Source organism: Umezawaea tangerina (assembly GCF_003002815.1).
Lineage (GTDB): Bacteria > Actinomycetota > Actinomycetes > Mycobacteriales > Pseudonocardiaceae > Umezawaea > Umezawaea tangerina.
The window spans coordinates 484,018-501,903 of record NZ_PVTF01000004.1; the positions used below are offsets into that span (position 1 = coordinate 484,018).

18 protein-coding genes are annotated in these 17,886 nt (G+C 71.0%); 7 read left to right on the forward strand and 11 right to left on the reverse strand.

Going from position 1 to position 17,886, the window contains the following annotated elements:
- Window positions 1–10 precede the first annotated feature (10 nt).
- Complete coding sequence (locus CLV43_RS16265; RefSeq protein WP_281262162.1) at window positions 11–1,279, reverse strand: MFS transporter; 1,269 nt, start codon at window positions 1,277–1,279, stop codon at window positions 11–13.
- A 47-nt stretch (window positions 1,280–1,326) separates the two neighbouring features.
- Between CLV43_RS16265 and CLV43_RS16270 the strand changes: the two genes are divergently transcribed.
- The 4 genes from CLV43_RS16270 (at window position 1,327) to CLV43_RS16285 (ending at window position 5,236) form a co-directional block, all read left to right on the forward strand.
- On the forward strand, window positions 1,327–1,995 hold the full coding sequence (locus CLV43_RS16270) for a FadR/GntR family transcriptional regulator (RefSeq protein ID WP_106187995.1): 669 nt from the start codon (window positions 1,327–1,329) through the stop codon (window positions 1,993–1,995).
- Window positions 1,996–2,034: 39 nt separating this feature from the next.
- Entirely contained in the window at window positions 2,035–3,126 is a 1,092-nt protein-coding gene (locus CLV43_RS16275; RefSeq protein WP_211304383.1) for an epoxide hydrolase family protein, read from the forward strand.
- A complete protein-coding gene (locus tag CLV43_RS16280; RefSeq protein WP_106187997.1) occupies window positions 3,127–4,194 on the forward strand; it encodes a winged helix DNA-binding domain-containing protein in 1,068 nt (355 codons plus the stop codon).
- A gap of 559 nt (window positions 4,195–4,753) precedes the next feature.
- Window positions 4,754–5,236, forward strand: a complete 483-nt coding sequence (locus tag CLV43_RS16285; RefSeq protein ID WP_106187998.1) for a pentapeptide repeat-containing protein — start codon at window positions 4,754–4,756, stop codon at window positions 5,234–5,236.
- A gap of 9 nt (window positions 5,237–5,245) precedes the next feature.
- On the opposite strand, the gene CLV43_RS16290 is transcribed toward CLV43_RS16285, so the two are convergent.
- On the reverse strand, window positions 5,246–6,154 hold the full coding sequence (locus CLV43_RS16290; RefSeq protein WP_106187999.1) for a LysR family transcriptional regulator: 909 nt from the start codon (window positions 6,152–6,154) through the stop codon (window positions 5,246–5,248).
- A gap of 73 nt (window positions 6,155–6,227) precedes the next feature.
- Here CLV43_RS16290 and CLV43_RS16295 point away from each other — a divergent pair, with 73 nt between their 5' ends.
- Window positions 6,228–7,103: an EamA family transporter gene (locus CLV43_RS16295; protein WP_106188000.1), complete on the forward strand. Its 876-nt coding sequence runs from the start codon at window positions 6,228–6,230 to the stop codon at window positions 7,101–7,103.
- On the opposite strand, the gene CLV43_RS16300 is transcribed toward CLV43_RS16295, so the two are convergent.
- Complete coding sequence (locus tag CLV43_RS16300; protein ID WP_425445757.1) at window positions 7,096–8,667, reverse strand: cobyric acid synthase; 1,572 nt, start codon at window positions 8,665–8,667, stop codon at window positions 7,096–7,098. The two genes, CLV43_RS16295 and CLV43_RS16300, sit on opposite strands and share 8 nt — an antisense overlap.
- A 7-nt stretch (window positions 8,668–8,674) precedes the next feature.
- Here CLV43_RS16300 and CLV43_RS16305 point away from each other — a divergent pair, with 7 nt between their 5' ends.
- Window positions 8,675–9,373: an alpha/beta fold hydrolase gene (locus CLV43_RS16305; RefSeq protein ID WP_106188001.1), complete on the forward strand. Its 699-nt coding sequence runs from the start codon at window positions 8,675–8,677 to the stop codon at window positions 9,371–9,373.
- Here the strand turns inward: CLV43_RS16305 and map are convergent.
- The 8 genes from map to dxr form a co-directional block, all read right to left on the reverse strand.
- Window positions 9,360–10,217, reverse strand: coding sequence for a type I methionyl aminopeptidase (gene map / locus CLV43_RS16310; protein WP_106188002.1), 858 nt, complete (start codon window positions 10,215–10,217; stop codon window positions 9,360–9,362). The two genes, CLV43_RS16305 and map, sit on opposite strands and share 14 nt — an antisense overlap.
- Before the next feature lie 44 nt (window positions 10,218–10,261).
- Window positions 10,262–10,651 (reverse strand): type II toxin-antitoxin system VapC family toxin, encoded by a 390-nt coding sequence (locus CLV43_RS16315; RefSeq protein WP_106188003.1) that lies wholly within the window; start codon window positions 10,649–10,651, stop codon window positions 10,262–10,264.
- A complete protein-coding gene (locus CLV43_RS16320) occupies window positions 10,648–10,920 on the reverse strand; it encodes a type II toxin-antitoxin system Phd/YefM family antitoxin (protein ID WP_106188004.1) in 273 nt (90 codons plus the stop codon). The genes CLV43_RS16315 and CLV43_RS16320 overlap by 4 nt, the downstream gene beginning before the upstream one ends.
- Window positions 10,921–10,953: 33 nt before the next feature.
- Window positions 10,954–12,759 (reverse strand): penicillin-binding transpeptidase domain-containing protein, encoded by a 1,806-nt coding sequence (locus CLV43_RS16325; RefSeq protein ID WP_342749781.1) that lies wholly within the window; start codon window positions 12,757–12,759, stop codon window positions 10,954–10,956.
- A gap of 22 nt (window positions 12,760–12,781) precedes the next feature.
- A complete protein-coding gene (locus tag CLV43_RS16330) occupies window positions 12,782–13,636 on the reverse strand; it encodes a GNAT family N-acetyltransferase (RefSeq protein ID WP_106188005.1) in 855 nt (284 codons plus the stop codon).
- Window positions 13,637–13,779: 143 nt separating this feature from the next.
- Entirely contained in the window at window positions 13,780–14,934 is a 1,155-nt protein-coding gene (gene ispG, locus CLV43_RS16335; protein ID WP_106188006.1) for a flavodoxin-dependent (E)-4-hydroxy-3-methylbut-2-enyl-diphosphate synthase, read from the reverse strand.
- Between the two features lie 16 nt (window positions 14,935–14,950).
- Window positions 14,951–16,147 carry a M50 family metallopeptidase gene (locus CLV43_RS16340; RefSeq protein WP_106188007.1) on the reverse strand — a complete coding sequence of 399 codons (1,197 nt, stop codon included), beginning with the start codon at window positions 16,145–16,147 and terminating at the stop codon, window positions 14,951–14,953.
- A gap of 2 nt (window positions 16,148–16,149) precedes the next feature.
- Window positions 16,150–17,412, reverse strand: a complete 1,263-nt coding sequence (gene dxr / locus CLV43_RS16345) for a 1-deoxy-D-xylulose-5-phosphate reductoisomerase (RefSeq protein ID WP_106188008.1) — start codon at window positions 17,410–17,412, stop codon at window positions 16,150–16,152.
- A 155-nt stretch (window positions 17,413–17,567) separates the two neighbouring features.
- Between dxr and CLV43_RS16350 the strand changes: the two genes are divergently transcribed.
- Entirely contained in the window at window positions 17,568–17,834 is a 267-nt protein-coding gene (locus tag CLV43_RS16350) for a GlsB/YeaQ/YmgE family stress response membrane protein (RefSeq protein ID WP_106188009.1), read from the forward strand.
- Window positions 17,835–17,886 lie beyond the last annotated feature (52 nt).

Consider the following 17,886-nt stretch of genomic DNA (forward strand, 5'->3'; position numbering starts at 1 on the left):
CACGCCCCCGTCACACGAAGCGGTTCCTGCCCGCCACCGAACCCAGTGCGGTGAGCAGCAGGACGAGGCCGGCGAGGCCGATCATCGACGCCGTCCACGAGCCCGTGGACTCGCGGAGCAACCCGAAGGCGAACGGGCCCGCGGCAGCGATGAGGTAGCCGATGCTCTGGGTCATGGCGGACAGCCGCGCGGTGTCCGAAGTGGACACCGTGCGCAGCGAGACCATGACCAGTGCCAAGGGGAACATGCCGCCCATGCCCAGGCCGACCAGGAGCACCCACAGCGCGGGGGCGGAGCCCGGTGCGAACGCCAGGCCGAGCACGCCGGACAGCGAGAGCGCGCCGAGCACGAGGACCATGCCGACCTGGGACTTCCAGCGGGCGGCCAGCGGCGGCACGACGAGGCTGACCGGGACGCCGAGGACGACGGTGATGGCGAGCAGGAAGCCCGCGGTGGTGCGGTCCACGTCGGCGTCGCCGAGGATCGCGGGCAGCCAGCCCATGATCGTGTAGGCGAGCAGCGCCTGGAGCCCGAAGAACACCGTCATCACCCACGCCAGCGGGCTGTGCAGCAACGACCGGCCCGCGGGCGTGCGCGCCACGCGGCCCGTCACGCCCTTGCGCGCCCCGGCCAGCCACAGCACGAGCGCGGCCGCCGACAGCAGCGCCCACGCGCCGACCGCGCCCCGCCACGAGCCCAGCAGCGCCTCCAGCGGTGGTGTCAGCGCGGCCCCGAGTCCGGCCCCGGCGGCCATCGCGGCCGTGTAGATGCCGGTGATCAGCCCGATCCGGGTGGGGAACGAGTCCTTGACCACGACCGGGATCAGGACGTTGCAGACGGCGATGCCCGCGCACGCGACGAACGTGCCGCCGAGGACCACGAACGGGCCGTCGACGACCCGCAGGAGCAGTCCGAGGGTCAGCAGCGCGAGCGCGGAGGCGACCGCGCGCTTGAGGCCGAACCGCCGGCCGACCCACGGGGCGGCGAACGCGGCGGCGCCGAAGCACAGGACCGGGACGGCGGTCAGGAGGCTGGTCCAGCCCGCGGACACACCGAGCCCGGCCCGGACGTCACCGAGCACCGAAGCGAGACTGGTTACAGCGGGTCGTAGGTTTGCCGCCGAAAGAGTGACACCGGCTGCCAACAGGAGGCCGCCGGTTACCGCCAGTTGCCGGTGTCGTCCTACGGGTTCAACCACTCCTAGTGCTTGAACCGTCGCGCAATCACCACGATCGGTGGCAGTGTTGTCACTCGACGGTATCGGCTTCGGAATCGTCACTCGACTACTGTCTCAGACGTGGGATGTTCGGATGAAAGGACTTTGCTGTGCCATTGGCCACTACCCGGCGGGCGGGCCTCGTCGATCAGGTGATCGACCAGATGAGGGGTGCGATCAGCGGCGGTGAATGGCCGGTGGGCCGCCGCATCCCGCCGGAACCCGAACTCGTCGCGGCACTCGGGGTGGGGCGCAACACGGTCCGCGAGGCCGTCCGCGCGCTGTCCCACGCCGGACTGCTGGAGGTGCGGCAGGGCGACGGCACGTTCGTCCGCGCCACGAGCGAGATATCCGGCGCGGTCCGCAGGCTCTGCGGCAACGAGCTCCGCGAAGTGCTCCAGGTGCGCCGCACGCTCGAGGTCGAGGGCGCCCGGCTGGCCGCGACCCACCGCACCGACGACGACCTGCGCAGGCTGACCACGCTGCTGGCCGAGCGCGACGCCGCCATGGCGGCCAAGGACTGGGAGCGGATGATCGAGCACGACGCCGCCTTCCACGGGCTCCTCGTGCAAGCGTCGCACAACACGCTGCTGTCCGAGCTGTACCGCGGTCTCAACGAGACCGTGCGGGCGAGCATCACCGCGACCGTCGACGAGGACCTGGACAACCAGGTGTCGCACACCGGCCTGCTCGACGCCGTGCGCGACCGCGACCCGGTGCGCGCCGCGGCCGAGGCAAGCGGTTTCCTGGAGGACATCCTGCAGCGGACGGCCGAGTGAGACCGCGGACCGGAGATGTCCGCTCCTAGGGTGGAGGTCATGGAGCCCTACCGCATCGAGATCCCGCAGTCCCGGCTGGACGACCTCGCCGCCCGGCTCGCCAACACCCGTTGGCCCGCCGAACCCGAGGGCACCGGCTGGCGCGACGGCGTGCCCGTCGCGTACCTGAAGGACCTCGTCGAGCACTGGCGCACGCGCTACGACTGGCGGGCCTGGGAAGCGCGGCTCAACGAGTACCCCCAGTTCACGACCACCATCGACGGCGCGAACATCCACTTCCTGCACGTCCGCTCCGCCCGCGAGGACGCCCTGCCGCTGATCCTCACGCACGGGTGGCCGGGATCCGTCGTCGAGTTCCTGGACGTCGTCGAACCGCTGGCGCGGGACCACCACCTGGTCATCCCGTCGATGCCGAACTACGGGTTCTCCGGGCCCACCGCGGACACCGGCTGGGACGTGCGGCGCATCGCGGGCGCGTGGGCCGAGCTGATGGCGCGCCTCGGCTACGACCGCTACGGCGCGCAGGGCGGCGACTGGGGGTCGCTCGTCTCGCGCGAACTGGGGATCATCGACGCCGGGCACGTGGTCGGCGTGCACCTGACCATGCTGCTCACGTTCCCGACCGGCGGCGTCGAGGGGCTGACCGAGGACGACCTCGAACGGCTGAGGGCGTTCAGGCACTTCGCCGACGACGGGTCGGGCTACCAGCGCATCCAGGGCACCAGGCCGCAGACGCTCGGCTACGGCCTGACCGACTCGCCCGTCGGGCAGCTCGCGTGGATCGTGGAGAAGTTCAAGGAGTGGACCGACTCAGAGGACGTGCCGGAGGACGCCGTCGACCGCGACCTCCTGCTCACCAACGTGATGGTCTACTGGCTGACCGGCACCGCGGCGTCGTCCGCGCGGCTGTACAAGGAGTCCGCCGGGTCCGCGGGGAGGGTCGAGGCGTCGACGACCCCCACCGCGGTGGCCGTGTTCCCGAAGGAGGTCGTGCGGCCGGTGCGGTCGATCGCCGAGAGGACGAACCGGATCGTCCGGTGGACCGAGCTCGACCGCGGTGGCCACTTCGCCGCCATGGAACAGCCGGAGCTGCTGGTCGACGACGTCCGCGCCTTCTTCCGGAGCCTGTAGATGCCGACCGCCAGAACGCTCAACCGCACCCTGCTGGCCAGGCAGCTGCTGCTGGACCGGCACGACCTGCGGCCCGACCAGGCGATCGAGCACCTGGTCGGGCTGCAGGCGCAGGCCACCGCATCCCCCTACGTGGCCCTGTGGTCGCGTCTGACGGGCTTCACCGCCGATCGGGTGGGCACGATGCTGGAGGACCGCTCCGCGGTCCGCACGACGCTCATGCGCGGCACCCTGCACCTCGTCACGGCCCGCGACTGCGCACGGCTGCGTCCCGCCATGCAGCCGATGCTGGACCGCGTCGCCAGAACCAACTTCGGCCGCGACCTCACCGGCGTCGACCTGGCCGCCCTCGTCGAAGCCGCGCTCCCCCTGCTCACCGAACCCCGGACCACCGCCCAGCTCGGCGCCGCACTGGCACCCCGCTGGCCCGACCACCAGCCCCGCGTGCTCGGCGCCGTCCTCCCACTGCTGCTGCCCGTGGTCCAGATCCCACCCCGCGGCATCCTCGGCCGCGGCGGACCCGCCGCCAACGCGCTCGCGTCGACCTGGCTCGGCACCGATATCCCGGCACCGGAACCCCCGGACTCCGCAATATTGCGGTATCTCGCGGCTTTCGGCCCCGCGACCGCCGCCGACATCTCGGCGTGGTCGCGACTGACCGGCGTGAAATCCGTCATCACCCGAATGGACCTGAAGACCTACCGCGACGAAACGGGCCGAACCCTCCTCGACCACCCCGACGCCGACCTCACCGACCCGGAAACCCCCGCCCCGCCCCGATTCCTCCCCGAGTTCGACAACGTCCTGCTCTCCCACGCCGACCGCACCCGCATCATGGGCGACGAGGACCGCAAGCGCTGGAGCGGCGTCGCCAACGCCGTGTTCCCCGCCAGCTTCCTGCTCGACGGGTTCCTCAGCGGGACGTGGAAGGTCGACCGCGGCACGCTGGCGATCACGCCCTACCGCAAGGTGTCCACTGGGGACAGGCGGGCTCTAGAACGGGAAGGCTTGGCACTGCTGGACTTCCTCGCCCCCCAGCACGACCACGCCATCCACTTCACCACCTGACCCTCACGCCGTGCTCCGCCGCTCCCAACACCCCCGCAACACCGCCACGTCGATTGCCGGACTCGGGATGATGATGGGGTATGAGAACTCCGGTAGTGACTCAGAATCCGTTGCCCAGGTGGACCACGGTCGCGGTCTTGACAACGCTACTTGCGTCGACGGCTGGCGCTGTGACCGCACTGTGGTGGGCGGGCACCAGCGGACTGGGCGGAAACGAGCTGATCACGGCACGGTTCGACGCGGTCCGCATCGGTCTGACCATCGGTGTGGGCGGCGGTGGACTGTTCGCCCTTGCGCTGTCGGTGCGCAGGCAGCGGTCGACCGAGATCAGCGTGGAGCAGAAGGGACTTGACCAGGACCTACAGGACCGCATGGCGGCAACGACGGAAAACGACGCCGCGTCACGGCGGATAACCGAGCTGTACAGCAAGTCCGTTGAACAACTCGGTTCCAACAAAGCACCGGTCCGGCTGGGCGGCCTGTACGCGTTGGAGCGCCTCGCTCAGGACAACCCCGCCAGCGGCAGACCATCGTCAACATCCTCTGCGCGTACCTGCGCATGCCGTACGCGGTCCCGAACGAGGCGAGTACCGACAGCGAGCGCGAGACGAGGTCGCAAGAGCGCCAGGTCCGCTTGACCGCTCAGCGCATCATCGCCGACCACCTGCGTCCTCGGACCGACGCCGACACGTTCTGGTCGGACATCGACCTGGACCTCAGTGGCGCCGCACTCATCGATCTAGACCTCAGTGGCGCCCATTGCCGCACGGTCACCTTCACCGGTGCGACCTTCACCGGCATCACCCGGTTCGTAAAAGCGGACTTCAGCGGAACGGCGTCGTTCGATGAAACCGACTTCCGCGGAGCCGCGTTGTTCGACCAGGGGACTTTCGGGGTCATCACCTTCCTGCACGCACGCACCACCGCGCCCTTGTACTTCGAGGACGCCGAGTTCAAGGCAGGTGCGCCGGACATCCCAGGCAGGCAGGCGATCGTGACCAACGACCATGGCCGGGTGGTGGACGCTTCCGACCAACCCTGACGCCACCCCTCACGCCGTGCTCCGCCGCTCCCAACACCCCCGCAACACCGCCAACGTCGCGGTGATCGCGGGACGTCGGCTGGCGCCGGTGCGCCAGACGGCGAAGACGCGGCGGGTCGGGGTGGGGTGCAGGGGGATGGCGCGGACGGTGGGTGGGAGGGGGCCGCGGCCGAGGCGGGGGAGGAGGCCCACGCCGATGCCCTGGGAGAGCAGGGCGAGCTGGGTCTCGTACTCGGCGACGCGGTGGGCGAGGTCGGGTTCGATGTCGGCGCCGCGGAAGGTCTTCATGAGCCAGTCGTGGCAGATGGTGCCCTCGGGCTGGCAGATCCAGCGCTGGTCGGCCAGGTCCCGCGGGGTGAGGGACGCGCGGGTGGCCAGGGGGTGGGTGGCGGGGAGCAGGACGTCGGCGATGTCCTCGCCCAAAGCGCTGCGGGACAACGACTCCGGCACGACGAGCGGGGCGTTGTCCCAGTCGTGGGCGACGGCGAGGTCGAGCTCGCCGCGGGCCACGGCGTCGATGCCCTCCGGTGGGTCGATCTCGACCGAGCGGACGTCCAGGGCCGGGTGGTGGGCGGCGAGGTCGACCAGCGCCAGCGGGAGCAGGCCGCGGGCGGCGGTGGCGAACGCGCCGATGGACAGCGCCCCGACGGCGGCGCCGCGCTGCTCCTCCAGCGTCACCTCGGCCTCCTCGACGAGCGCGAGCACCTGGGCGGCGGTGGCGGCGAGGCCGTAACCGGCGTCGGTCAGGGCGACCCCGCGGCCGCGGCGTTCGAGCAGCGCGGTGCGGGTCTCGCGTTCGAGCTTGGCGATCTGCTGCGACACCGCCGACGGCGTGTAGCCCAGCACCGACGCGGCGGCGCCGACCGACCCGTGCGTCGCGACGGCGTGCAGCGCGCGCAGCCTCCCGAGATCCAACATGTAGCAATGCTAAACCCAACCTTGAAGAACACGTCGCTGGTGCTAAACAGTGGACGAACCCAGACTCAACGGCGTGAAACCACGGCACGCCGCTCTCGCGGTCCTCGTCGCGACCATCTGGGGCGTCAACTTCGTCGCCATCGAGTTGGGGCTGCGCGACTTCCCCCCGCTGCTGTTCTCCGGTCTGCGGTTCCTCGCCGCGGCCGTGCCCGCGCTCTTCCTCGTCGGCCCGCCGCGGGTCGCGTGGCGGTGGGTGGTCGCGGTCGGGCTGGTCCTGGGCGTCGCGAAGTTCGGGTTCGTCTTCAGCGGCATGCACGCGGGGATGCCCGCCGGGCTGTCGTCGCTGGTCCTGCAGAGCCAGGCGGTCTTCACGGTCGTGTTCGCCGCGGTCCTGCTGCGCGAACGGCCGCGCCGGACCCAGCTCGTCGGCATCGGGGTGGCCTCGGCGGGCATCCTGGTGATCGCCCTCGACTACGGCGTCGGCAGCCCGCTCGGCGCGTTCCTGCTGGTCATCGCCGGTGCGGCGTGCTGGGGGCTGTCCAACGTCATCACCCGCCACGCGAAGCCGCCGGACGCGCTCAGCTTCATCGTGTGGGTCAGCGCGGTCGCGGTGCTGCCGCTGTTCGCGCTGTCGCTGCTCATCGAGGGCCCGAGCGCGGACCTGGCCGCGCTGCGGGGGTTCGACTGGTCCGGTGCCGCGGCGCTCGGCTTCGTCGCGTGGGTCTCGACGCTGCTCGGCTTCGGCCTGTGGGGCTTCCTGCTGCGCGAGTACGACGCCAGCACGGTCGCGCCGTTCTCGCTGCTGGTCCCGGTGGCGGGCATGCTGTCCGCGTGGGTCTTCCTCGGCGAGGAGCTCACCGTGCTGCGCTGCACGGCCGGGCTGCTGGTCGTCGCGGGCATGGCGAGCACGGCGATCAAGCCGCGCGACCGGGTGCCGGTGCTCACCTGAGCGGCGGGGCACCCGGCGGCAGGAACGGCAGGCCGGACGGGGCTCCGTGCGCGAGCAGGCCGAGCAGGGCTTCGGTGTCCAGGTGGTCGGCGACGAGGTCGCCGAGCAGGTCGAGCTGGGCGGCGCGGGCGGCGGCGAAGTCGACGTCCGCGGCGGGCTCGAACCCGTCCCGGTCGGCGCGGGCCGCGGCCCAGCGCAGGAACGCCCGGCGGAACCCGTCGTTCTCCAGCAGGCCGTGCCAGTGCGTGCCCACGACCGACCCGGCGACCGCACCCTCCCCCGTGCCGTCCGACAGCACCACGAGGCCGTCCTGCCCGCCGTGCCGCACGACCCGGCCGTGGTGGATCTCGTAGCCGGTGACCGGCTCCCCCATGGCCGTGCCGACCGGGTGGCCCAACGTCTTGTCCGCCTCGAACCGCACGTCCACGTCCAGCAGCCCCAGGCCGTCCACCACGCCCGCGCGGGACTCGACGGCGTCCTCGACGCGGACGCCGAGCATCTGGAACCCGCCGCAGATCCCCAGCACCGGCAGGCCGCGCCGGGCGTGCGCGGTGATCGCGTCGGCCAGCCCGGTCTCCCGCAGCCACGCCAGGTCGTCGACGGTGGCCTTGGAACCGGGCAGCACCACCAGGTCCGCGTCGGCGACCCGCGACGGCTCGGTGACGAACCGGACCGACACGCCCGGCTCGCACGCCAGCGCCTCCACGTCCGTGGCGTTGGAGATCCTGGGCAGCCGGACGACCGCGACCCGCAGCCACTGCTCCCCGACCGGGGGCAGCGGCCTGCCGATCACGCCGTCCGCGGTGTAGGACAACGAGTCCTCGGCGTCGAGCCACAGCTCCTCGCGCCACGGCAGCACCCCGTACACCGGCCTGCCGGTGAGCGCCCGCAACTGGCGCAGGCCCGGTTCCAGCAGCGCGGGGTCGCCGCGGAACTTGTTGACCACGAACCCGGTCACCAGCGCCTGGTCGGCGGCGTCGAGCAGCGCGAGCGTGCCGAACAGGTGCGCGAACACGCCACCGCGGTCGATGTCGCCGACCACCAGCACCGGCAGGTCCGCCGCCCGCGCCAGGCCCATGTTCGCGATGTCGTTGACCCGCAGGTTGATCTCGGTCGGCGACCCGGCGCCCTCGCAGACCACGACCTCGTGGTCACCGCGCAGCGAGTCCAAAGTGGACAGCACCGTGCGGAACAGCTCCGCCTTGCGCTCGCGGTAGGACAGCGCCGACACCTCGCCGACCGCGCGACCCAGCACGACCACCTGCGACGTCCGGTCACCGCCCGGCTTGAGCAGGACCGGGTTGAACCGCACGCTCGGCTCCAGCCCGCACGCGGCGGCCTGCACGGCCTGCGCGCGGCCGATCTCGCCGCCGTCGAGCGTGACGACCGAGTTGTTCGACATGTTCTGCGCCTTGAACGGCGCCACCCGGACCCCGCGGCGCGCCAGCCAGCGGCAGATCCCCGCCACGAGCACGCTCTTGCCCGCGTCCGAGGTGGTCCCGGCCACCAGCAGCGCACCCGCCACGACTGCTCTCCCCCCGATGTCGGTCCCGACTGACATCATTCCCCCCATGGTCGACGTTCCCGCCACCACGGTCCTGGTGCACAGCCCCTTCCTCGGACCCGCCACCCTGCGACCGCTCGCCGACGCGCTCTCCGCGCACGGCCACCCCGTGGTGCTGCTCGACCTGCGGGTGAGCGTGAACTCCGCGCCGGTGCACCAGCGGATGATCGGCGAGTTCGCCGACGCCGTGGACGACTCCGCCGTCGAGGGCGAGCTGGTGCTCGTCGGCCACAGCGGTGCCGGGCCGCTGCTGCCCGCGTTCGCCGACGCGCTGGAGACCGAGGTGGACGCGCTGGTCTACCTCGACGCCGACCTGCCGACGCCGGGCAAGAGCTGGCGGGAGACGTTCTCGCCGGAGCTGATGGCGCACATGCGGAAGATCTCCCGCGAGGACGTCATGCCCCGCTGGGACCGCTGGTTCCCGCCGGAGGTGCTGCCCGCCCTGATCCCGGACCCGGTGCAGCTCGCGGAGATCCTGGAGGAGGCCCCGGAGGTGCCGCTGGCGTTCCTGAAGGAACAGCGACCGTCGGTGCCGTGGTCGGGCCCCTCGGCCTACCTCAGGCTCAGCGGCGAGTACACCGACGCGGCCGCCGCCGCACGTGCCGAGGGCTGGCCGGTCGACGAGCTGGAGCTGCACCACCTGGCGGCGGCGACCCACCCGGAGCAGGTCGCCGCGGCGCTGGTGGAGCTGCTCAGCAGACTGTGAGGATCTCGGCGCCGTCGTCGGTGACCAGGATCGTGTGCTCGAACTGGGCGGTCCAGCTCTTGTCCTTGGTCGTGATCGTCCAGTCGTCGGCCCACGTGTCGTGCTCGATCCCGCCGAGGGTGATCATCGGCTCGATCGTGAACGTCATGCCGGTCTCGATCACGGTCGGGACGTGCGGCGCGTCGTAGTGCAGCACCACGAGCCCGCTGTGGAACGTCCGCCCGATGCCGTGGCCGGTGAAGTCGCGCACCACGCCGTAGCCGAACCGGTTGGCGTAGGCCTCGATGACCCGGCCCACCACGTTGAGCCGGCGTCCCGGCTTGACCGCCTTGATGGCCCGCATCGTCGCCTCGTGCGTGCGCTCGACCAGCAGCCGGTTCTCCTCGCTCACGTCACCGGCGAGGAACGTCGCGTTGGTGTCGCCGTGCACCCCGCCGATGTAGGCGGTCACGTCGATGTTCACGATGTCGCCGTCCTCGATCACCGTCGAGTCGGGGATGCCGTGGCAGATGACCTCGTTGAGCGACGTGCAGCACGACTTCGGGAAACCCCGGTAGCCCAGCGTCGACGGGTAGGCACCGTTGTCGCACAGGAACTCGTGCGCCACCGCGTCGATCTCGTCGGTCGTCACACCGGGCGCCACGATCTTGCCCGCCTCCTGCAGCGCCTGCGCCCCGAGCCTGCCCGCGACGCGCATCGCCTCGATCACCTCGGGGGGCTGCACCCACGGGTCGTTCGTCTTCGTCGGGCCCGGCTTGCCCACGTACTCGGGGCGGGCTATCGACGAGGGCACGGGACGTCGGGGGGACAACTGACCTGGCTTGAGCGCGGCACGAACGGGCATGCGTTCACCCTACGGCGCTTTGCCGTACGCCTGTCACGTGGTCACTACGCGGGAGCGGCCACCGGCAGGCCCGCGTCATGCGCCGCGGTCGCGAGTCGCCTGTCGTAGGTCACGAACGCTTCGAGATCACCGCGGAAGCGCATCGCCGACGTCAGGTGGATGGCGTCCAACGACTTCAGCTGGAACGGCAGGGCTCCAGCGGTGTCGAGCAGGTCGAACGTCATCGTCACGTTGTCCAGCTCGACCAGGATCATCGAGGCCAACCTGATCGCCGCGTCACCCTCGTGGCGAACCGCTCGGATCAATTCGACCCTGGCGAGCGAACTGGTCGCCCGCCCCGCGGTCGGGCGCTCGTCCATCCACGCGCGGAGCGCCTTGGTCTCGGGCTCCTCGCACACGAGTTTGACCAGTGCGGAGGTGTCGAAGTAGATCACCAGCGCTCGTCCTCGCGCCTCTGGCGGAGCACCTCGGACAACGGGGTACCCGTAGTGGCGGGAAGCGGTTCGGGCAGCGGCCCTCCACGCCCCCGGACCAGCTCGCCATCGGCGATCATGCGGTCCCTGGTGGTCGCCGTCTCGCTGGGTGGCCCTATCTCCGCCACGACCTTGCCGTGATCGGTGATCGCGATGCGCTCGCCGGCCTCCGCGCGGTGGACGTAGTCGGTGGCGTGGTGGCGCAGTTCCCTCAGGCCGATCCGCTCCATGTTTAACAATGTATCACATTGATGTTGGACCGTTCAGCCCAGTGCCCGCAGGAACTTCCCCGTCACCTCCACCGCCGGGATCGACGAGTTCGCGCCGAGCACCAGGGTGGCGAACGCCAGGTCGCCCTTGTAGCCGACGAACCAGCCGTGGGAGTTGACGCCGTCGCCGAACTGGGCCGTGCCGGTCTTGCCGCGCACGTCCGGGATGTCGGCGAGCAGCTGGGCGGTGCCGACCTCGACGACCTCGCGCATCATCTGCCGGACCGGGTCGAGCACGGTCGGGGCGATGGTGGCGGAGCGGTGGTCGACCTTGGTCTCCTGGCCGCGCAGCAACGACGGCACGGGCTGGGTGCCGGTCGCGGCGGTGGCGGCCGCGACGGCCATGCCGAACGGGCTGGCGAGGACCTTGCCCTGGCCGAAGCCGTCCTCGGCGCGTTCCACGACGTCGGTCGCGGCGGGCACCGAGCCGGTGATGGTGGTGATGGCGGGGATGTCGAAGTCGACGCCGATGCCGAACTTGTCGGCGGTCTTGGTCAGCGCGTCGGCGGGCAGACCGGCGGCGATCTCGGCGAACGTCGTGTTGCAGGAGAAGGCGAACGCGCTGTGCAGCGGGATCGTGCCCTTGTCGAAGTCGTGGTCGTTCGGCACGACGCGGCGGCCGTCGATCGTGGTCTTGCCGGGGCACGGCACCGGGGTGTCCGCCTGGACCTTGCCGTCCTCCAGCGCCGCGGTGGCCGTGATCATCTTGAACGTCGAGCCCGGCGGGAACTGGCCGGTCAGCGCGATGGCGCCCTGCGCGTCGGCGGGGCCGTTCTGCGCGACGGCCAGCACGTCACCGGTGGACGGCTGGATCGCGACCAGCATGGTGGGCTGGGTGAGCGGTTCGACGGCGTCCTCGGCCGCGGTCTGCACGACCTTGCTGAGCACGCTGTTCACCGCCTCGGCGGGCTCGGACGGCTTCTCGAACAGGCCCTCCAGCTCGTCACCGGCGGAGTTCACGGTGTAGACCCGGAACCCCGACCGCCCGGCCACCTGCTCCTCGACCGCCTTGCGGATCGCGGGCAGCACCTGGGAGCCGAAGTTCTTCACCGGCGGCAGCAGGCTGGTCTGCGAGCTGAACCGCACACCGGGCAGCTCGTAGATCTTCGGCTTGACCGACTGGTAGTCCGCGTCGCGCAGCGCGGCCACCTGGTAGACCTGCCCCTCCGGCGTCTTGGCCACGCCGTCGGCGATGGCCTGCGGGGTCAGCGCCGCGTCGAACGGGGTCAGCGCCTCCCCCAGCGCCGTCGTGACGGCCGCCAGGTCGGGCACGTCCTTGCGGTCGACCAGGACCGACACGACCGCGTCCGGGGCGAGCAGCGGCGACCCGTCGCGGTCGAGCACGGGCGCCAGGTTCGGGGTCAGGTCGGCGACCGCGAGGCTCTGCTGGGCGGCCAGCTTCGGGTGCACCAGCGACGGCGCCCAGTGGACCTTCCAGTCGTCGTCGTCGCGACGCAGGTCGACCTTGCCCTGGTAGCCCCAGCGGTGGTTGTGCCCGAGGTCCCAGTCGTAGGTGACCGTCGCGTCCGCCGTGGTGCCCTCGCCCTTGGCGTTGCGGACCTGCTCGACCTTCACCGACACGGACTCCGGCTTCAGCGCCGCCCGCACCTTGTCCAGCACGTCCTTGGCCTGGCCGGGGTCGTCGGTCAGCGCGGCCGCGGCCTGCGTGTCCCCGCTCGACAGCCGGGCCAGGAAGTCGTCCGTGATCCGGTCGGGTCCCGGCCTCGACTGGAACAGGCCGCAACCGCTGATCACCAGCAGCGCGCTCATCACCACGGTCAACTCAGGGTTCACCCGCACGGCCGCAGTATGCCGCAAGGAGTCAGAACAGGACCGTGGCGTACTGGCCGACCTGGGTGAAACCGATCCGCCGGTAGGCGGCCCTGGCGACCTCGTTGTAGCCGTTCACGTAGAGGCTGGCAGTCCGCCCGAGGCCGCGCACCAACCGGTCCGCCACCGCCGCGGTCGCCGCCGTGCCGATGCCCGCGCCCCGCCGGTCCGGCCGCACCCACACGCCCTGGATCTGGCCGACCTTGCTGGACATGGCCCCGATCTCGGCCTTGAACACCACGTCACCGCCCTCGAACCGGGCGAACGCCCGGCCGCCCGCGATCAGCTCCGACACCCGCGCCCGGTAGCTCGCGCCACCGTCCTCGGCGCACGGGTCGACGCCCACCTCCTCGATGAACATCGCGATCGCGGCGGGCAGGTACCGGTCCAGCTCCTCGGGGCGCACCGGCCGCACCAGCGGGTCCGGCTCCACGTCCGGTCCACGCCCCAGCGCCATCAGCGGCTGGTCGTCGCGCACCTCGCGGGCGGGGCCCCAGTCCGGCTGGAGCTCCTGCCACAGCCCGAGCACCTGCTCGGCGGGCCCGACCAGCGACGAGCACATCCGCCCCCGGCGGCGGGCCCGGTCGGCGAAGCTCCGCAGCGCCGTCGGGTTGCCGCGCAGCGGGATCAGGTTGGGACCGGCGAAGCACAGCCCGTCGACCCTCCCCCCGCGCAGGGCCCGGTGGTCGCACGCCCACACCTCGCCACCCAGCCGCCACGGGTCGAGCCCGGCGACCTCCACCCGTGCGGCGACCATGCAGGAAGCCACGGGATCGGCCTCCAGCAGCCCGAGCACCTCGGGCAGGTCCCGTCCGTCGAGCAGCCGCGCTCCGGCCAACCTCAGCACGTCCTAAGCCTGCCAGATGAACAGGGGAAAGCGCTCGCTCACCTTGGACGACTTCGGTGGTGCGAGATCCGTTCGGGTTCGGCCGCGACGCGCGACGGCGGCCACCGGGTGCCCGGTGGCCGCCGTCGCGACGGGAACCCCGTTCAGCTGACCGACACGGCGGGCGCGACGCCCTCGACGGGCTCCATGTCCTCCGCCAGCCGCATGGCCTCCTCGATCAGCGTCTCCACGATCTGGTGCTCGGGCACGGTCTTGATGACCTTGCCCTTCACGAAGATCTGGCCCTTGCCGTTGCCCGACGCGACCCCGAGGTCCGCCTCGCGGGCCTCGCCGGGGCCGTTCACGACGCAGCCCATGACGGCGACGCGGAGCGGCACCTCCATGCCCTCCAGCCCGGCCGTGACCTGCTCGGCCAGCGTGTACACGTCGACCTGGGCCCGCCCGCACGACGGGCAGGACACGATCTCCAGCTTGCGCGGCCGCAGGTTGAGCGACTGGAGGATCTGGATGCCGACCTTGACCTCCTCGACCGGGGGCGCGGACAGGGACACCCGGATCGTGTCGCCGATGCCCTGGCGCAGCAGCGCGCCGAACGCCACCGCGGACTTGATCGTCCCCTGGAACGCGGGACCGGCCTCGGTGACGCCCAGGTGCAGCGGGTAGTCGCACTGGTCGGCCAGGATCTCGTAGGCGCGGATCATCACGACCGGGTCGTTGTGCTTGACCGAGATCTTGATGTCGTGGAAGTCGTGCTCGGCGAACAGCGACGCCTCCCACATGGCCGACTCGGCCAACGCCTCCGGCGTCGCCTTGCCGTGCTTCGCCATCAGCCTCGGGTCCAGCGACCCGGCGTTCACGCCGATGCGGATCGGGGTGCCGTGGTCCTTCGCGGCGGCCGCGATCTCCTTGACCTGGTCGTCGAACTTGCGGATGTTGCCGGGGTTCACCCGGACGGCCGCACAGCCCGCCTCGATGGCCGCGAACACGTACTTCGGCTGGAAGTGGATGTCCGCGATCACCGGGATCTGCGACTTCGTCGCGATCGCCTTCAGCGCGTCCGCGTCGTCCTGCGACGGGCACGCCACCCGCACGATGTCGCAGCCGGACGCGGTGAGCTCCGCGATCTGCTGCAGCGTCGCGTTGACGTCCGAGGTCAGCGTGGTCGTCATGGACTGCACCGACACCGGGAACTCGCTGCCGACGCCCACCGAACCCACCATGAGCTGCCGCGTCTTGCGACGCTCGGACAACACCGGCGGCGGCAACGCCGGCATTCCGAGCATTACGCCGTCACTCATGGAATTGCACCTCTCACTAGGGGAGTCTGATCGGATTGACGATGTCGGCGGTCACGGTCAGCAGCGTGATGCCACCACCGATGAAGATGACGAAATAGGTGAGGGGAAGGAGCCGCATGTAGTTCACGGGTCCACCGGCGGGCTTGCCGCGGAGCCTGCGCAGCCAGTCTCGCACCCGCTCGTAGAGGTTCACCGCAATGTGCCCACCATCGAGTGGAAGTAGCGGCAGGAGGTTGAAAACACCCACGAAGAAGTTGAGGCCGGCGAGCATCAGCAGGAAGAACTGCCAAAGGCCCTGTTCGGCCGCGTCACCGCCGAGCCTGCTGGCGCCGACGACGCTCACCGGGGACTCCAGGTCGCGCTCGCCGCCGCCGATCGCCTTGATGACCGCCGGGATCTTCTCCGGGAACTTCAGCAGCCCGTGCCAGGTGTTCACGAACATGTCGCCGGTGAACGAGGTGGCTGCCCCGACCGCGGTCAGCGCGTTGTAGTCGAAGTTGTTCTGCCACTGCACGCCGATGGCGCCGACCTCGCGGCTCTCCTTGGTGCCGTCCGCCTTGGTGACCTCGCGGGTCACCCTGGGGACGTCCATGGTCACCTTCATCTCGGCGCCGTCGCGCAGGACGGTGAACTCGGTCGGACCGCCGCGCTCCTGCGTCTTCTTCAGCAGCTCGGTCCACGTCGGCGTCGCCTGACCGGCCACGGCGACGATCTGGTCGCCCGGCTGGATGCCCGCGGCCTTCGCCGGGGCCGGGGCGCCGCTCGCGCACGCGGTGGTCGCCGGGCCGCTCTGCACGCAGTCGCTGACCGCGGCGATGACCGGCTCGTTCTTGAGGTTCGGCAGGCCCATGGTCGCGGCCATCACGTAGAGCACGACGAACCCGACGATGAAGTGGGTGATCGAGCCCGCGGACAGCACGACCACGCGCTTCCAGGTCTTCTGCCGGTAGAAGGCGCGCGGCGCGTCGTCCGGGTGCACCTCCTCCAGGGCGGTCATGCCGGTGATCTCGCAGAACCCGCCCGCCGGGATGGCCTTGAGCCCGTACTCGGTCTCGCCCTTGCGGAAGGACCAGATCTTCGGCCCGAACCCGACGAAGTACCTGGTCACCTTCATGCCGAACGCCTTCGCGGTCAGCAGGTGGCCGAATTCATGCAGGGCGATCGACACACCGATGAGCAGTGCGAAGAGCACTACGCCCAAGACGTTGACCACGTTCAGTCCCTTCCAGACTCCACCGAAGTGGCCACAAGTTCCCGTGCCCGTGCGCGTGCCCAGTCCTCGGCCGCCAGCACCTCGGCGACGTCGGCGGGCTCGTGCGCCCACCCGTCCGCCTCGGCGAGCACTCGCGTGACAGTGTCCACGATGGAGGTGAAAGCCGTGTTGCCGTCCAGGAAGACGTCGACTGCCTCCTCGTTGGCGGCGTTGTAGACGGCGGGCAGGCAACCGCCCGTCGACCCCGCGTGCCTGGCCAGTTCGACCGCCGGGAAGGTGTCGTTGTCCAGCGGCTCGAAAGTCCAGGCCGTCGGCACCTCAAAACTACACCTGGACGCGGCACCGGGGACGCGGTCGGGCCAGCCGAGGCCCAGTGAGATGGGCAACTTCATGTCCGGCGGGCTGGCCTGCGACAGTATCGAGCCGTCGGTGAACGCCACCATCGAGTGCACCACCGACTGCGGGTGCACGACCACGTCGATCCGGTCGTAGGGCACGCCGAACAGCAGGTGCGCCTCGATCAGCTCCAGCCCCTTGTTGATGAGCGTCGACGAGTTGATGGTGATGACCGGCCCCATCGCCCACGTCGGGTGCGCCATCGCGTCCGCCGCCGTCACGCTGTCCAGCTCGGCGCGGGTGCGGCCGCGGAACGGGCCGCCGGAGGCGGTGAGGACCAGCCGGTCCACCTCGTCGGAGCGGCCGCCGCGCAGGCACTGGGCGATCGCCGAGTGCTCGGAGTCGACCGAGACGAGCTGGCCCGGCTTGGCCGCGTTGAGCACCAGCGAGCCGCCCGCGATCAGCGACTCCTTGTTCGCGAGCGCCATGGTCGCGCCGGTGGCCAGCGCGCGGAGCGTGGGCTCCAGGCCGCGCGAGCCGGTGATGGCGTTGAGCACCACGTCGGCGGGCGTGGACTCGATCAGGTCGAGCACGGCCGTCGGCCCGGCGAACACCTTGGGCATCCGGAACCCACCCCGCGCGTACCCGCGGCGCTGGGCCTCGGCGTACAGGGCGAGCGTGACGTCCTCCGCGGCCGTCGCACGGGACACGGCGACGGCGAGGACCTCGAACTCGATGGCCTGGCGGGCCAGGACGGCCGGGTCGGCACCCCCCGCGGCGATGCCGACGACGGAGAACCGGTCGCGGTTCGCGGCGATCACGTCGAGCGCCTGCGTCCCGACCGAACCCGTCGACCCGAGGAGGAGCACGGACCGCGCGGCAGGGGTGAACTGCGGCGTCGTCCGGGTGGCGTGCGCGGAGGTTTCCATGTCCGCCGATTCTTCCGGACAGTCGCCGATAGACCACATGGAGGCACTCAGATTACGGAACGGTAAATCGCGCATGGTCCTGTGCGCGGCGGGGCACTCCACCCCTGACGCCGCGAGGGAGAAGCCCACCGCGGCCCGCTGGAAGGAGAGCCCCCGTGGGCATCTTGGGCTGGATCGTCCTGGGTCTTATCGCGGGTGCCATCGCCAAGGCGATCATGCCGGGCAAGGACCCCGGCGGCATCATCATCACGATGCTGATCGGCATCGTCGGCGCCATCCTCGGCGGCTTCATCGGCCGCGCGCTGTTCAACAGCGACATCAACAGCTTCTTCGACCTGAGCACGTGGCTGCTGGCCATCCTCGGCTCGTTGGTGCTGCTCGGCATCTACCGACTGGTCACGGGTCGCCGGGCGCACGCCTGACCCCCCTCGACGACGAGAAGGGCCGTCCCCTCGGGGGCGGCCCTTCTCGCTG

Bases quoted from the DNA above. Each gene is read 5' to 3' on its own strand.
- CLV43_RS16275 (WP_211304383.1), top strand. From the start codon at position 2,035: ATGGAGCCCTACCGCATCGAGATCCCGCAGTCCCGGCTGGACGACCTC.
- CLV43_RS16280 (WP_106187997.1), top strand. From the start codon at position 3,127: ATGCCGACCGCCAGAACGCTCAACCGCACCCTGCTGGCCAGGCAGCTG.
- CLV43_RS16285 (WP_106187998.1), top strand. From the start codon at position 4,754: ATGCCGTACGCGGTCCCGAACGAGGCGAGTACCGACAGCGAGCGCGAG.
- CLV43_RS16290 (WP_106187999.1), bottom strand. From the start codon at position 6,154: ATGTTGGATCTCGGGAGGCTGCGCGCGCTGCACGCCGTCGCGACGCAC.
- CLV43_RS16300 (WP_425445757.1), bottom strand. From the start codon at position 8,667: ATGATGTCAGTCGGGACCGACATCGGGGGGAGAGCAGTCGTGGCGGGT.
- CLV43_RS16305 (WP_106188001.1), top strand. From the start codon at position 8,675: ATGGTCGACGTTCCCGCCACCACGGTCCTGGTGCACAGCCCCTTCCTC.
- map (WP_106188002.1), bottom strand. From the start codon at position 10,217: ATGCCCGTTCGTGCCGCGCTCAAGCCAGGTCAGTTGTCCCCCCGACGT.
- CLV43_RS16320 (WP_106188004.1), bottom strand. From the start codon at position 10,920: ATGGAGCGGATCGGCCTGAGGGAACTGCGCCACCACGCCACCGACTAC.
- ispG (WP_106188006.1), bottom strand. From the start codon at position 14,934: ATGAGTGACGGCGTAATGCTCGGAATGCCGGCGTTGCCGCCGCCGGTG.
- dxr (WP_106188008.1), bottom strand. From the start codon at position 17,412: ATGGAAACCTCCGCGCACGCCACCCGGACGACGCCGCAGTTCACCCCT.